Raw genomic sequence first — 15,254 nt, 5'->3', positions numbered from 1 at the left:
GAGCTAGAGTGAAATGTAGACAGGTAGCCCCCAATGGGGCATGTTCTCCTCATCGTTGGGTTTTTACAAACAGGTAGGACCTATGGCCCATAGCGATGTGATTAAGTAACACCTTTGGTTTCATTTATATAATCTCCGATGATGATCCTTTGCCACTTTTTGCCCCTTTAGGGGTTATCTGTTTGTAACTATAATATAAAGGGTTACACTTGCCCCTTTAGGGGTTACCTATCGATTGGTTTTTATTTTGAGTTCGCATACATTTTAAAAATAAATCTTTTATATCTTTTTAGGTAGCCCCGAATGGGGCATGTTTTCATCACCGTTGGGTTTTTACAAACAGTTTGGACCTATGGCCCATGGCGCTGTGATTAAGCAGCATCTTTATTTTTTTATTTAAATTCTCTAGTGAAGATACTTTGCCCCTTTAGGGGTTACCTGTTTGTAACTATAGTGCAAAAGTCTCTACATGCCCCTTTAGGGGCTATCTAAAGATTTATAGATAAATGAAAATACTTTTATTTATCTTTATCAATTAAATCAAATCCCTATGCCCAACACCTATACACAAGTATACGTTCATTTCGTATTTGCAGTAAAGTATCGTAAATCAGTTATTTCCAAAGAATGGAAAGAAGAAATGCACCGATATATAACCGGAATTGTTCAAAACAATAAACATAAAATGTTGGCGATAAATAGTGTCGCTGATCATCTTCATATGTTGGTTGGTTTGCACACAGAGCAATCTTTATCTAAATTGATGGAATTAGTAAAAGGTGATAGCTCCGAGTTTATAAACAAAAAGAAATTTACCGCATTTTATTTTCAATGGCAAGGAGGATATGGTGCTTTTTCAAATAGTAAATCGCAAATAGATGGGGTTATAAAGTATATCGCAAATCAGGAGAAGCATCATGCTAAAAAGACTTTTTTGGAAGAATATATGGAGTTACTGGATAAATATAATATTGATTATGATAAGTGGTATATATTTAAAGAGCTAGAGTGAAATGCAGACAGGTAGCCCCCAATGGGGCATGTTCTCCTCATCGTTGGGTTTTTACAAACAGGTAGGACCTATGGCCCATAGCGATGTGATTAAGAAACACCTTTGGTTTCATTTATATAATCTCCGATGATGATCCTTTGCCACTTTTTGCCCCTTTAGGGGTTATCTGTTTGTAACTATAATACAAAGACTTACACATGCCCCTTTAGGGGTTACCTATCGACTAGGTTTTAATTTGAGTGATCATTCATTTCAAACATAGATCTTCTATAACTTTTTAGGTAGCCCCCAATGGGGCATGTTCTCCTCATCGTTGGGTTTTTACAAACAGGTAGAACCTATGGCCCATAGCGCTGTGATTAAGCAGCATCTTTATTTTTTTATTTAAATTCTCTAGTGAAGATTCTTTGCCCCTTTAGGGGTTATCTGTTTGTAACTATAATATAAAGGGTTACACTTGCCCCTTTAGGGGTTACCTATCGATTAGTTTTAATTTGAGTTCGCTTCACTTTAGTCTTTAGCAAGTCACGTAATTAATCATACTCTGTGCAAACTGGTTAACTATCTACTGGTAAACTGGTTAACTATTCTAACACCTGCATCTTCGCAAACTTCAGCATGATCCTCCGATCCGCATCATCGAATGATGAGAAATGAACTGTCGCTACCTTATTCTCTGTGGAGCCGTCGATGTTTTTTATGACTCCTTTGCCGAATCTCGGATGCAGAACCTTGGCGCCGATGACGAAGGCTGCTACCGGACTTGCTATCACATCAAATGATGCCGCTGCCGGAGGTGGTGCCGCCTTTTTGACAAATGAGCCGAGTACAGATGCACGCGGAGCACTTTCATTCATCAGGTTTTTAGCTTTGTGCAGTGGACTGCTGAGATTCTCCTCACCAACTTCATCCAGGAAGCGGCTCGGACTATTATATACGACCTTGCCATATTGGTAGCGACTGGTTGCATAAGTAAGGGTCAACATCTTACGGGCACGTGTGATAGCTACATAGAATAAACGACGCTCCTCATCGATCTCCGCTTCAGACTTCAGAGATAGAAAAGATGGAAACAATTGTTCTTCCAGGCCAACGACAAATACACTGTCGAATTCTAATCCTTTTGCAGAGTGCACAGACATTAGATTGACGTGGTCATTGCTGTCTTCCTTCTGATCGAAATCCGTTATTAATGAAATGCTTTGAAGATAATCCACCATGGATGTGCCTCTTTCCAGGATCACTTCACCGTCTTCATCCAGCAACTCTTCATCATTCTCAACGAATTCTTTTATACCATCCAGGAGAGAATTGACATTTTCCAATCTGCCCATTCCTTCGATTGTGTTATCTGCCTTTAAGGCAATAGCAAGACCTGACTTCTGGAAGATCATATTGGCTGTTTGATCTGCGGGATGTTGTTCCGAATAATGATTCAAGGCGACGATCATCTTCTTAAATTCTGAGATGGTGCTCTGAGCTTTTGCCGGCAATATATTATCATCTATTGCATCCCAGAATGTTTTTTCATTTTCAGATGCATAAGCAAATAAACGGTCGATAGAAGTATCACCAACGCCTCGTTTAGGAAAGTTGACGATCCTTCGGAATCCTTCTTCATCCTTTGGATTGACCACGAGACGGAAGTAGGCTATCAGATCTTTGATCTCTTTTCTTTGATAGAAAGACATTCCACCATAGATCTTGTAAGGAATATTGGCACGGCGCAATTGCTCTTCAAAACCTCGACTTTGCGCATTCGTTCTGTACAAAATGGCGATCTCCGCATTGGGTATGTGATTGCGGTTTTTATGTTCGAATATGGCATCAACGACCTTACGACTTTCTTCCGCATCTGAGAGTGCGCGAACCATCCCTATCTTTGAAGAGTCCGGTTGTGAAGTCCAGATCTCCTTCTTTATTTGCTTTAAGTTGTTGGTGATGACATTATTGGCGGCGTTGACGATGAATTTACCAGATCGATAATTTTGCTCCAACTTGAAAGTCTGCAAGTTTGCAAAGTCTTTTCCGAAGTCGAGAATGTTGTCAATAGTAGCTCCCCGGAAGGCATAGATCGATTGTGCATCATCGCCCACAATACAAATGTTCTCTCCACTACCCGGATATTTTACCAGTTTTTTAAGAATGGCGTATTGGAGGAAATTGGTATCCTGAAACTCATCCACTAGTAAATACTGAAATTTCTGCTGATATTTCTCCAGGACATTATCAGGATTGCGGTGAAATAGTACGAAAATATTGTACAATAAATCATCGAAATCCATAGCTCCTGCAGCCTTACAGCGTTGTGCATATCGTTCGTATATCTTGCCAATGTGCGGCACGTTGTTTATTTTATCCTGACTAGTCAGTTCTGCGTCTTTTTGATACCCTGCCGGGCTGATGAGCAGACTTTTGGCCGATGATATCCGGTTGCGGATCATGTTGGAGCTGTACAATTTTCCATCCAGATTCATCTCAGATACGATATGGCTTATGAGCGACTTGCTGTCGTCTGTATCATAGATGGTGAATGATGATGGAAAGCCAATTTTGTCCGCTTCTATCCTTAGTATTTTGGCAAAAACAGAGTGAAAAGTTCCTGCCCAAACACGATTGCCTTTAGGCCCAACGACTTTTTCTAATCGTTCCTTCATCTCTCTGGCGGCCTTATTGGTAAAAGTGAGTGTCAGAATATTGTAAGGGGCGATACCTTGTTCGATCATATAGGCGATGCGATAGGTGAGTACACGAGTCTTACCAGAACCTGGCCCGGCGATGACCATTACCGGTCCCTGATAAGTAGTTACTGCCTGGTGCTGAACTTCATTCAGTTCTGTCAGGAAAGAAATTTGACTCATTGAGCAGTATTTTCTGCCACCAATTCGTCCCAATACTCTACCGCTCTTCGTGTGTGTGGAATACATATCGACCCTCCCACAACAATTGCGACAGAAAGGATCTCAAAAAATTGTTCTACCGTCAGCTTTTCTTCAAAGCATCGTTGAACGTGATATTTAATACAGTCATCACATCGTAGCACCATAGATGCCACAAGTCCGAGCATTTCTTTGGTAGAGACATCGAGTGCATCTGCCTGATAGGTTTGATTGTCGAGGCTCCAAAATCTTTTAATAACCTTGTTGTCCTGAGCTAGGATTCGGTCATTCATGCGTTGGCGGTAGTCGTTAAACTCTTGTATAGAAGACATAATTATTCGATATTTATTAATGTAATTGTTGGGTAATCAGGTATTTACCATGCTGTTGACATACAATATTTATTATTATCGTATATCATTTTTAGAAATACAAAAGTAGGAAAAAGTTAGAGAAGATAAAAGCTGTTAGTCAAAAGTTATAAATGACTGGTTTTCTCCATCTCCTTCAAATGCAGATAAATGGTTCATTTTATGAATTTAATTAGTTGGTCCAATATTGCATTTATGTATTAAAACCCTATCTTTGAGCAGATTGTATAAAAAGCAAGAGTAATAATTGATAAAATAAGCCGAAATTCATGACTATTAAATACATTTTATTGGTATGCTGTGTGCTACTTACAAGTTCAGTATTCGGCCAAAGCCAGGTGCTTTTTAATATTCACCACAAGCTTGCCTCTGAGCAGTTTGAATTAGAAAAGATTGCCGACAATAATATAAATACACCATTTCAGTTGACAAGATTGGAATACTATATCTCAGAAATATCTTTGATTCATGATGGTGGGCAAGAAACTCTAGTCAGCGATCTGTACATTCTTGTAAATGCTTCAGATGCTACCAATATAGACCTTGGTGCTTTTAATATCGCAAACCTTGAAAAAATTAAATTCCATATTGGGGTCGATCCCGGACATAACAATGCTGATCCAGCCAGTTATAAAGATGATCATCCTCTAGCTCCAAAAGACCCTGCTATGCATTGGGGTTGGGCCTCAGGATATAACTTTATTGCCCTGGAGGGTTTAGGAGGACAGGATCAGGATAAGATTTTTCAGATCCATGCCTTGGGCAATGAAAACTATCATGAAATCGTCTTGAATACAGAAACCTCCGCAATAAATGGGCAGATCTCAGTAGACATCAATGCAGATTATACCCGTGCATTGGAAGACCTGGATGCCAGTACTGGTATGATATACCACGGCACTGCAAAATTTGCAAAAGATTTAATAAGCAATTTTAAGGATATGGTATTTTCCTCTGCCACAGTTCCTGCTTCTAATCTTGGCGCAGGAAAAGAAGTTCCGATGGTTATATATCCTAATCCATCATTAGACGGAATTGTACATCTTCGAACTCATTTTTTGCCAACTGAAAGTTTGAAATTAATGATCATTGATCAAAAGGGGCAAAATGTTTTGGAGCAAGATTTGAATATTTTTTCTGCAGATATCAATCTCAATGGCAGACCGGCAGGGCCTTATTTCATTAGTATATATAAAGATGGAAAGCTGTCCGGCACTAAAAAAATCATGCTCAATTAAGGCATTTATGAAGAGCCTTCTTTATTTGCTTGTCCTTGTCATCGCAATCGTTTCATGCCAAAAAGAAGATGTAGCTAAAGATATTGTTTATCCCGTATTGATGGAGATCCCGCAAGGTTTTCCCAATATCATCCAACCAAAGGATAATGAATACAATCAAGATAGGTGGTTATTGGGCAAAAGACTATTTTATGATAAAGTAATGTCAAAGGATAGCACGTTAAGCTGCGCATCTTGTCATAATTCAGCGATGGCATTTAGTGACGATCTTAATTTTAGTGCCGGTACATCAGGTAATTTTACTACCATGAACGCGCCGACACTTACCAATGTAGCATATCAACCATATTATACGAGCGCAGGGGGGGTGGCCACTCTAGAGATGCATGTCCTGGTGCCAATTCAAGAACATGTAGAATTTGATTTTAATATTTTACTTATTGCTGATAGAATGAGATCTGATGCTACCTATGTGTCAATGGCTCAAAAAGCATACGGTAGAATTCCGGACCCATTTGTCATTACTAGAGCTTTGGCGTGTTTTGAAAGAAGTCTTATCAGCGGCAATAGCGATTATGACAAATATTACTTTCAGTCAGATCCGAATGCTTTAAGTAAGGAAGCAAAGAAGGGGATGGATTTGTTTTTCAGCAATCGGACTAATTGCTCTGATTGTCATGGCGGTTTTAATTTTACAAATTATACCTTTGAGAATAATGGCCTATATCAGGAATATGAGAATGTAGGTCGTTACAAATTGACAGGAAATGACGATGACATTGCCTTATTCAAAGTTCCCACATTACGCAATATAGCATATACTGGACCGTATATGCATGACGGGTCACTGAATACACTAGAGGATGTCCTGAATCACTATAACAGTGGAGGAAAAGATCATCTCCACAAAAGCGAATTGATCCGCCCATTGGGTCTTTCAACACAAGAAAAAAATGAACTTAAGGCCTTCCTAGTTTCATTATCAGATCATACTTTTATAACAAATCCAATATTTAAATCACTATAAAGTCATGGAAATAATATCAGTAGAGGACGTTAGGACACTTGTTCATACATTTTACGAAAAGGTACAATCGGATGAGTTGATAGGTCCAATATTTAATTCACGGATAGAAGGTCGATGGCCGGAGCACTTGGAAAAGATGGTGCGTTTTTGGCAAACAGTCCTACTCAATGAACATACATACCAAGGGTCGCCTTTTGCACCTCATGCAGATCTCCCGTTAGAAAAGGAGCATTTTGAGCGGTGGCTGGCCCTTTTTTATGAAAATATTGACGTTCATTTTACTGGAGAAAAAGTTATTGAGGCTAAATGGCGGGCAGAAAAAATGGCTGAAATGTTTCAATATAAGATTGATTATTATAGAAATAAGCCAAGCAAATCTATAATTTAAACACCTCTGAAGTAATATTATTCAAAGAAATAAGATTCCATTTCAATACGAATAAAAAAACATTTAGTATTTTTAATATATATAATAATTATAAACAAGGATATAACATGTTGATAGTTAGCTGCTTACAATAACCAATTCGCACTATGCACTTTTTACACTATTAATATCATTTTTGATTTTTCCTCATTGCGGTCACTTATTGAATCTATAGAAACACATCAATCACACAAGCGAATAGAGCAAATCTATTGTACCTTTTTTACAATAGAAGAATCCATTCAATGTGTTATTTAGATAAGAGTAGTAAATTATTATTGATTTTTTGATTGCAGGTTTTATATTTGAAGAGGAAGGCAAAAAACTTAATCATGCCTTAATATTCAATAAAATATCATATGTACAGCCAAAGTGTGCACAAAAAGGCGACATATTTTATTTTTTTAAAACGTGTAATAAAGAAAAAGAAATGTTTTTTAAAATAATTACAATTTAATTATTGTAAAGGGAGAAAAATATCTTTAATTTGCAACACTTAACTAAATAGGATTAGAATTTAACAAATTTCAATCGACCTTTAAAATTGATTGCTTTGTTAACTTTCATAATTCTGTCATTTTTCCACACTTACAATTTCATCTCTTAATAGATCGGATATCAGAGGAGACTCATTATCCAAAAACAACCTTATTAATTTTTTAAATTGTATGTATATGAAGTCTGTTCTCCATAATGGAAAAACTTTCAAAACCTTGGCGCTTTTTTTATTATGCGCTCTTTTATATTCCTCCTCATATGGTCAGGAATTTAACATTAAGACCTTAAAGCCTGTCACCAGAGCCGTTTTGAACAAACAAGGTGAAAGTGCAGTGTTTTCGACTTTTAGTTTGTTTTCAAAACTAGAGTCAAAGGGCAATCTTGACCCGGCGGTTATTTCCAATTATACAAATGTGTCCTTAAAAAAGGATGTTTTAAAACAAATCGTTTCCGAAAAGAATCAAGCTCTGGAGTTGACTTTACCATTTAATAATACAATGGTTAAACTTCTGTTATTAAAGGTTGATGTTCTCGCAGAAGGGTTTGTTACATATTCCAGTGAGTCTGGTGACCAACCTGTTAATTACAGTCCCGGTGTTTTCTACAGGGGTATCATAGATGGCGACAATAACTCTTTAGTGGCATTGAGCTTTTTTAATGACGAAGTGATAGGTATGGCATCATCTGAATCCTTGGGTAATATTACTTTAAACAGAGAAGAAAAGTCAGATCGCTATCTTATCTATTCTGATAAAGACCTTTTGGTTCATAATCCAAATATATGTAATACAGAAGAACCAGAAAACTATCAAGAGGAAGTAGAAAAATATCTGAACGATATCGTAGAAAGAGATGACAAGTGTGTTAAGCTATATATAGAATGTGACTATGCACTCTTTGTTAACAAAGGTTCTGTGGCGAATGTAAATAATTATATCTCTGCAGTCTACAATAATGTGGCTGCCTTGTATTCCAATGAAAATATCCTAACGCAGATATCCAGCACGTTTGTTTGGACATCACAGGATCCATATAGCACAACCAGTAGTTACAGTGCCTTAAATAAATTCAGAACCGACAGACCAACATTTGTTGGTGATCTTGCGCATTTAGCTGCTTTGGGTGGTAACAATATCGGAGGTATCGCCTGGGTAAACTCACTTTGCTCTTCTTTTAAGTATGCTTATAGCAATATCCAGGCAACCTATCAGAATGTGCCTACGTATTCATGGACAGTAGAAGTAATGACACATGAAATAGGCCATAATCTAGGTTCGCCACATACCCATAGCTGCACGTGGCCTGGAGGGGCTATAGATAATTGCTATCCTGTAGAAGGTAGTTGCAGTGCAGGACCTGCACCGACGGGAGGAGGAACGATCATGAGCTATTGTCACTTGACCAGTTATGGAATTAATTTTAACAACGGGTTCGGTACATTACCGGGCAATCTTATAAGAAGCAAGGTTAGCGCTGCTGCCTGCCTTGGTACTTGTTCTACCGGTGGTGGCACCCCATGTGAAGCTCCACAAAACCTAACAGCGAGTAACATCACTAATAATTCTGCTTTGATCAGCTGGAATAATGCCTTGACTGCTACTGCTTATCAAATGGAATATAAACCTTCCGGAGGAACGTGGATCACGCTGCCTCCTCAGCCAACCACATCAAAGCTATTAACGAACCTTGTGTCCGGGACGACCTATCAGGTGCATGTTAAAACTATATGCACTAATGAAAATTCTGATTATGGTACAATAATCAGCTTTACTACAGGTAATGCTTGTGACATACCACAGGGTTTGCTGGCGGAGAATATTACTACCAATTCAGCTCGCGTAAAATGGACGGCTGTCAGTGGTGCTACTTCTTATAGCTTGCGTTACAAATTAACTTCTAATCCGAATTGGAATACTTTTACTATCAATGCGACTTCTGTTGATTTTTCAGGGTTGCAGGAAAGTACTTCTTATGATGTATCTGTAAGGGCTAACTGTGGATCTATATCCAGCAACTTTACTTCAACAGTGACATTTGTAACCTTAGGCAATTCCGGTGGTGATGACCCATACTGTGCTTCAAGCGGAGATGATGCAAGTAATGAATGGATCAACTATGTAAATTTGAATACCATAAGTAATGAAAGTGGCTCAAATGGTGGATATGGCGACTTTCTCAAGAAGCGCACTACTCTTAATGCAAATGAACTTTATACCTTAATAGTACAAGCTGGAATGATTGTCCCGTACAAAGAGTTTTGGACGGTATGGATCGATTACAATCAAGATGGTTATTTTCAGGAAGCCAGTGAAAAGATACTGAATTTTACAACCATAGATACTGAACCAATTAAACTTAAATTCTATGTACCTAATACGGCATTGAATGGCAAGACGTGGATGAGAATTCAGATGAAACGCAACGGCTATGCTACTTCTTGTGAGGAATTTGAATTCGGTGAAGTAGAAGATTATGGTATAACTATTGTCAACCCTAATGGTCTTATTAGCGAATCAACTAATAGTGTTAAAGAAATTAAGGCATATCCAAATCCTTTTAATCAAAATGTCAATGTGCAATTTATAGCTTCTGCTTTTGTAGATGTAAACATCGCGGTATATGACCTACAGGGAAATAAATTAATTAATAAGGATGTCTTTTCTGTGAAAGGAAAAAATGACATTGCTCTTGAAGGAGGAAGTGATCTAACAGATGGCGTCTATATTGTAAAAATAAAAGGAGAGCAGATTAATGAAACAATCAGATTAGTTAAATTCTCTTCTGGTAATTAAATATTAGTTTGAAGTAAAAAGGGGATTTGCTTACAGTAAATCCCCTTTTTTATTCCAGTTAACTAAAAAAAATCAATTAATTGACCAGCATTGTGCCGTATAAAGCTTTGCTGACATGCCTTTATTCAATTGTGATGTCAATTCAATCTAATGTCCTGATGGAATATTACTATCTTGAAGTTCTCGTTTAATAAAAACCTTGAATGTGCAGTCACAATCATCTTTTTCCTCCTTTTCGTGATAGGTTCTGGAGATAAGCGACCACTCTTCCCAATTGACCTCAGGAAAGAAAGTATCTCCTTCAGGTGTCATATGGACCTCAGTATAGTATAGCTTATCCCAAAGATGAATGGTTTGCTTGTAGATCTCTCCTCCACCTATAATGAAACATTCTTCAGGCGAATTTTCTGAAGCAAGTTCCAAAGCTTCATTAATACTATGTACTACAAATGCGCCACTCACCACATAAAATGGATCTCTTGAAATAATAATATTAAGTCTCTTAGGTAATGGTCTACCTATAGATTCAAAGCAATTTCTACCCATGATGATGGGAGCGTTCATCGTGGTTTTCTTAAAATATTTGAAGTCAGATGAGAGATACCAAGGAATATCTCCATCCAAGCCAATCACGCCATTCTCAGCTACTGCAACTATAGAAGATATGATCATTTTTTTGCCATTTTAGGTGGACCAAGAAGATTCTTGGCTTTCATTTCTTTTTCACGTGCTAGCCGGAAAGGTGCTTCGATTTTACCGGTGAGATATTTCTCTACTATCAATGAGGCAATCGGTGCAGAAGATTGTGCACCAAAGCCGGCGTTTTCAATAAGTATGGCAATAGCAATTTTAGGATTCTCCTTAGGAGCAAATGCCATGAATACCGCATGGTCTTCATAGGGTGGATTCTGTGATGTACCCGTCTTTCCACACAAAACGATTCCCGGAATCGGCGTACTCCATCCACACCATTTACTGGCTACCGCCATCTCCATTCCATCTATGACTGGAGTGAAATATTTAGCATCTACACCTGACTGATGCTTGACCCTGAAAGTTTCAGGAATTAGATATTCCTTGTTTTTAAACCCTTTGATCAAATGTGGTATATAATAGTATCCCTTATTGGCTATAATAGCGGCAAGGTTAGCGATCTGCAATGTGGACATCTGAATCTCTCCCTGGCCGATGCCTATAAACATCATATAAGTAGACCGCCATCCTTTTCCGTAGATTTTTTCATAATATTCTGCTGTAGGAATATTGCCTCGGGTCTCATGTAACATGTCGGTACCCAGCTTGTGACCTAACCCAAAATCGAAAAGATGTTCGTCTAATTCTCTCAACCCTATTGAAGGCTTTGTAAATCCATATTTGTCCACTGCGTCTCTGAGGACATTGATAAAATAAGTATTGCAGGAATACTGTAGTGCATGTGAGACATTAATAGGTGCAGGGTGATGGTGACACTTGATCCTGCCTCCTCGGTAATAATATGCACCTCCGCATGCGATGGATCTGTTGGGAGTCAGCACGCCCATCTGCATTGCAGCCAGGCCTATGACAGTTTTAAAGATAGAACCCGGAGGATACTTAGCCTGAGCTATGCGGTTATAAAGTGGTTTATCATAATCTTTGAGCATGGCAGCAAATGCTGTGCCTCGGCTTTGATTAATAGTAAGGAGATTAGGATCATATGATGGTGAACTGACCGCAGCTAAAATCTCACCTGTCTTTGGTTCGATGGCTACTACAGAGCCTCGTTTTCCTTTCATGATATCTTCTGCATAAGCCTGTAAGTCTAAGTCAATGGAAGAAATCATGTCAAAACCCGATATAGATATAGAGTCAAGAGTTCCATCTCTGTAAGGACCCACCGGCCGACCGAGATTGTCTTTAAGGACATATTGTATGCCCTTTTTTCCCATTAGGAATCGTTCATATTGGCCCTCTAGTCCTGATATGCCTACATAATCTCCAAGACCATAAAGTCCCTTCGAATTATCGATCTGTTTTTGGTCAACCTCTCTGATGTAACCTAACACATTGGCTCCGCTATGATGTGGATAACCACGAGCTATACGCAACTGAGGAAAGAACCCGGGAAATTCCCAAAGTGATTCCTGCAACTGAGCATAGGTAACTGGAGAAAGTTTTTTAATAAAAGGAAAAGGGACTGACCTTGAGAATCTTTTACTCGCCCAATCTTTTTTAAGATTGGCGATAAAAGTTGAAGTATCAATGCCTAAAATATTGCAAAACTTGGCCGTATCCATCTTGGGGTCAATGGAATTATAGGTCACCATAAGATCATACATAGGATCATTATTCACCAATAATTTGCCATTTCTATCATAAATGAGACCGCGGGCAGGATAAACTACATGTTTTTCAATAGCTGTAGCATCTGCCCTAATCCTGAAGGATGGATCGAACAGTTGGATTTGAGCAGCTTTGAGCAGCAAGACAAAGGCCGATAAAGCAAAAACCAGCTGAATCGTCAAAATTCTGCTATCTACTTTAATGATCATCGTTTATTCCTTTGGATTGAATAAGTACATATAGATAAGTATGAATACCATAGAAACAACAAAACTGAGGAATGTTTTAAGAAGTATCTCTACAATGAATACAAATGTGAATGCCTGGACAGAAAAAAGAAAGAATAGGTGGACTAGCATCAATATTGAAGAATACATGATGAACCACGTGCTGCCATACTCTCTCATAGTAGGTGATGCTTCCACACTATAGCCACCTCTGGGCTCTACCAAAGACAAAACATAAGGCCGCAGAAATGCGATCAAAACTGTCGCCGAAGCGTGGACTCCCGGTGAATTGTAAAAAACATCAAGTAATATCCCAAGTGTGAATCCAAAAAGAAGAATAAGCGCATTGGGCGTCCTGAGTGGTAATAAAAGAATAATAATAGGGTATATGATCACATTCGTATTGTCCAGAATGGGATAGTTTATAGTAAAGCTGGCCAAGACAAAAGCCTGGAGCAGGAATACTACCAGAAAACGTATTATATTCTTAACGATCAAACTGCCCATATCAATTCACTATTGCTTTCGTGAGCGAATCCAGTTGAGGTCTTGATTTATCAAGAATGACATATACATACCCCAGCCTGTTAAAGTTTGTAACTAGCTTAACTTTCAAATCATAAAAGCTACTTCCGGATTCATATCCAACTTTTTCTACCGTTCCAATAAAAATACCTTTAGGAAAAATCGAACTGAATCCGCTGGTAATTACGCTATCTCCTTTGATTATATCGGCGTGTTTCGGTATGTCTTTAAGGTGCATGTACTCTGTAGAGACGTTATCCCAAACGAGCGATCCAAAATAGCCATTCCTTCTGATAGAAGCACTTATTTTAGTCTGAGAACTTAGTATTGATGCTACACTGGCATAGTCTCTTGAAGTCTGTCTTACCACACCCACTATGCCTGTTTCATTGATGACACCCATACCGGGTAGTACTCCCAGGGCAGAGCCTTTATTTATAGTGACGTAATTGTCTATCTGATTGATGGAATTGGCCACGACCAATGCTGAAATGTAAGAATATCTCTGCTGATATACTGTATCCACCAGGGAGTCTCTTTTAAAAGAGGCGTCAATAGTAGCAAAACGCAGTTCGGCACGCAGTCTGGCATTGTCTTTAGCTATACTGTCAGCTACCGACGAAAGTCTGTAATAGCGGCCAAGTTTATTGTAATTTTCAAGGAGAATTCCAGAATAAAATCCACTCGAATTAATAAATATATCCTTCTGACCAGTATTATACCTGATAATCAGAAAAAAAGAGACCATTTCCAGGAATACGAAGAGTATGGTAGTTCCAAACCTTGCAAAAAACTGAAATAAATTCTGCATACATCAGTGTTTCGACTTGGCGGGTATTTATATACTTTTTCTATCTATAAGGAAGGAGAACTTGTCAGTATTTTTCAATGCAATACCGGTTCCTTTTACTACAGCCCTTAAGGGATCTTCTGCTACATGTACATTCAACTTCGTCTTTTGAGCAATACGTTTGTCCAGACCTCTCAACAAGGCTCCTCCACCTGTCAAGTACAACCCTCTTCGGAAAATATCTGAAGCCAGTTCCGGAGGAGTTGTTTCCAATGCTTTTATTACAGCTTCCTCTATTTTCGAAATAGATTTGTCCAAAGCATGTGCGATCTCCTGGTAAGAAACTGAGATCTGTTTAGGAATACCTGTCATTAGATCTCTACCGTTTACAAAATAATCATCCGGTGGTGTATCCAGGACCTGAAGTGCAGATCCAACGTGTATTTTGATTTGTTCTGCTGTTCTTTCACCGATAAGTATATTGTGTTGACGCTTCATATACTGCATGATGTCCGAAGTAAATTCGTCTCCTGCGATACGGATTGATTGATCACAAACAATGCCAGAAAGTGCGATCACGGCGATCTCTGTAGTACCTCCCCCAATATCAATGATCATATTACCGACAGGTTCCTGTACATCAAGACCTATACCCAAGGCTGCTGCCATTGGTTCGTGAATAAGGTATGTTTCTTTAGAATCGACATGGTCGGCAGAGTCAAATACTGCTCTTTTCTCCACTTCGGTAATTCCGGAAGGAATGCAGATGACCATCTTCAGGTGACCAAAAAAGGTTCTTCTGTTTTCAATCATGCTGATCATCCCCTCGATCATACTTTCAGCAGCTTGAAAATCAGCGATCACACCATCCTTTAAGGGACGAATCGTTTTTATATTTTCGTGTGTCTTTTCATGCATCTGCATCGCCTTAGTCCCCACTGCTATTGTCTCACCCGTCTTGCGGTTGATGGCTACAATAGACGGTTCGTCTACTACGATTTGATCGTTTTGTATAATGAGGGTATTGGCTGTACCTAAGTCAATAGCCAATTCCTGTGTAAAAAATTTAAATAACTTCATTCGCCGAAAGCTTTGTGCTTCTAATACTTGTTGTAAAAGCACGCAAAAGTACAGCTAATTGTTTAC

The 15,254-nt window shown here is 38.6% G+C and carries 12 protein-coding genes; 5 read left to right on the top strand and 7 right to left on the bottom strand.

The genetic code is table 11. From position 1 onward, the window contains the following. The first annotated feature begins 550 nt into the window (after positions 1-550). Positions 551-1,012 (top strand): IS200/IS605 family transposase, encoded by a 462-nt coding sequence (tnpA, locus tag IPI15_RS06460; protein ID WP_287404556.1) that lies wholly within the window; start codon positions 551-553, stop codon positions 1,010-1,012. Between the two features lie 584 nt (positions 1,013-1,596). On the opposite strand, the gene IPI15_RS06455 is transcribed toward tnpA, so the two are convergent. Both IPI15_RS06455 and IPI15_RS06450 read right to left on the bottom strand, forming a co-directional pair. Continuing rightward, the gene (locus tag IPI15_RS06455; RefSeq protein ID WP_287404557.1) at positions 1,597-3,873 is read right to left on the bottom strand and encodes an ATP-dependent helicase; all 2,277 of its coding nucleotides are present in this window, start codon (positions 3,871-3,873) and stop codon (positions 1,597-1,599) included. Next, positions 3,870-4,223 (bottom strand): carboxymuconolactone decarboxylase family protein, encoded by a 354-nt coding sequence (locus IPI15_RS06450; RefSeq protein WP_287404558.1) that lies wholly within the window; start codon positions 4,221-4,223, stop codon positions 3,870-3,872. The genes IPI15_RS06455 and IPI15_RS06450 overlap by 4 nt, the downstream gene beginning before the upstream one ends. A gap of 308 nt (positions 4,224-4,531) precedes the next feature. On the opposite strand from IPI15_RS06450, the gene IPI15_RS06445 reads away from it, so the two are divergent. The 4 genes from IPI15_RS06445 to IPI15_RS06430 all read left to right on the top strand — a co-directional run bounded on the left by IPI15_RS06445 (position 4,532) and on the right by IPI15_RS06430 (position 10,244). Then, positions 4,532-5,500: an MbnP family protein gene (locus tag IPI15_RS06445; RefSeq protein ID WP_287419608.1), complete on the top strand. Its 969-nt coding sequence runs from the start codon at positions 4,532-4,534 to the stop codon at positions 5,498-5,500. A gap of 7 nt (positions 5,501-5,507) precedes the next feature. Beyond that, positions 5,508-6,527, top strand: a complete 1,020-nt coding sequence (locus IPI15_RS06440; RefSeq protein ID WP_287419607.1) for a cytochrome-c peroxidase — start codon at positions 5,508-5,510, stop codon at positions 6,525-6,527. Positions 6,528-6,531: 4 nt separating this feature from the next. Continuing rightward, on the top strand, positions 6,532-6,915 hold the full coding sequence (locus IPI15_RS06435) for a group III truncated hemoglobin (protein WP_287404563.1): 384 nt from the start codon (positions 6,532-6,534) through the stop codon (positions 6,913-6,915). Between the two features lie 713 nt (positions 6,916-7,628). After that, the gene (locus IPI15_RS06430) at positions 7,629-10,244 is read left to right on the top strand and encodes a M12 family metallo-peptidase (protein ID WP_287404565.1); all 2,616 of its coding nucleotides are present in this window, start codon (positions 7,629-7,631) and stop codon (positions 10,242-10,244) included. A gap of 147 nt (positions 10,245-10,391) precedes the next feature. On the opposite strand, the gene IPI15_RS06425 is transcribed toward IPI15_RS06430, so the two are convergent. From IPI15_RS06425 to IPI15_RS06405, 5 genes are read right to left on the bottom strand one after another with little or no spacing between them, the layout of a single operon-like run. Then, entirely contained in the window at positions 10,392-10,916 is a 525-nt protein-coding gene (locus IPI15_RS06425) for a dihydrofolate reductase (RefSeq protein WP_287404566.1), read from the bottom strand. Next, the gene (locus tag IPI15_RS06420) at positions 10,913-12,775 is read right to left on the bottom strand and encodes a peptidoglycan D,D-transpeptidase FtsI family protein (protein ID WP_287419606.1); all 1,863 of its coding nucleotides are present in this window, start codon (positions 12,773-12,775) and stop codon (positions 10,913-10,915) included. The genes IPI15_RS06425 and IPI15_RS06420 overlap by 4 nt, the downstream gene beginning before the upstream one ends. Positions 12,776-12,778: 3 nt before the next feature. Then, complete coding sequence (gene mreD, locus IPI15_RS06415) at positions 12,779-13,300, bottom strand: rod shape-determining protein MreD (protein WP_287404568.1); 522 nt, start codon at positions 13,298-13,300, stop codon at positions 12,779-12,781. 1 nt (position 13,301) lies between these two features. After that, positions 13,302-14,129, bottom strand: a complete 828-nt coding sequence (gene mreC / locus IPI15_RS06410) for a rod shape-determining protein MreC (RefSeq protein WP_287404570.1) — start codon at positions 14,127-14,129, stop codon at positions 13,302-13,304. 27 nt (positions 14,130-14,156) lie between these two features. Next, the gene (locus IPI15_RS06405; protein WP_287404571.1) at positions 14,157-15,188 is read right to left on the bottom strand and encodes a rod shape-determining protein; all 1,032 of its coding nucleotides are present in this window, start codon (positions 15,186-15,188) and stop codon (positions 14,157-14,159) included. Positions 15,189-15,254: the final 66 nt, after the last annotated feature.

The sequence above is a fragment of the Candidatus Brachybacter algidus genome (assembly GCF_016707225.1).
GTDB classification, from domain to species: Bacteria; Bacteroidota; Bacteroidia; order Chitinophagales; family Saprospiraceae; genus Parvibacillus; species Parvibacillus algidus.
The sequence above is the reverse complement of the archived record's forward strand: the minus strand, read 5'-3'. Positions and strand labels throughout refer to the sequence as shown.

Excerpts from the sequence above, each read along its gene's own strand:
- tnpA (WP_287404556.1), top strand. The coding sequence starts at position 551 with ATGCCCAACACCTATACACAAGTATACGTTCATTTCGTATTTGCAGTA.
- IPI15_RS06455 (WP_287404557.1), bottom strand. The coding sequence starts at position 3,873 with ATGAGTCAAATTTCTTTCCTGACAGAACTGAATGAAGTTCAGCACCAG.
- IPI15_RS06450 (WP_287404558.1), bottom strand. The coding sequence starts at position 4,223 with ATGTCTTCTATACAAGAGTTTAACGACTACCGCCAACGCATGAATGAC.
- IPI15_RS06445 (WP_287419608.1), top strand. The coding sequence starts at position 4,532 with ATGACTATTAAATACATTTTATTGGTATGCTGTGTGCTACTTACAAGT.
- IPI15_RS06440 (WP_287419607.1), top strand. The coding sequence starts at position 5,508 with ATGAAGAGCCTTCTTTATTTGCTTGTCCTTGTCATCGCAATCGTTTCA.
- IPI15_RS06435 (WP_287404563.1), top strand. The coding sequence starts at position 6,532 with ATGGAAATAATATCAGTAGAGGACGTTAGGACACTTGTTCATACATTT.
- IPI15_RS06430 (WP_287404565.1), top strand. The coding sequence starts at position 7,629 with ATGAAGTCTGTTCTCCATAATGGAAAAACTTTCAAAACCTTGGCGCTT.
- IPI15_RS06425 (WP_287404566.1), bottom strand. The coding sequence starts at position 10,916 with ATGATCATATCTTCTATAGTTGCAGTAGCTGAGAATGGCGTGATTGGC.
- IPI15_RS06420 (WP_287419606.1), bottom strand. The coding sequence starts at position 12,775 with ATGATCATTAAAGTAGATAGCAGAATTTTGACGATTCAGCTGGTTTTT.
- mreD (WP_287404568.1), bottom strand. The coding sequence starts at position 13,300 with ATGGGCAGTTTGATCGTTAAGAATATAATACGTTTTCTGGTAGTATTC.
- mreC (WP_287404570.1), bottom strand. The coding sequence starts at position 14,129 with ATGCAGAATTTATTTCAGTTTTTTGCAAGGTTTGGAACTACCATACTC.
- IPI15_RS06405 (WP_287404571.1), bottom strand. The coding sequence starts at position 15,188 with ATGAAGTTATTTAAATTTTTTACACAGGAATTGGCTATTGACTTAGGT.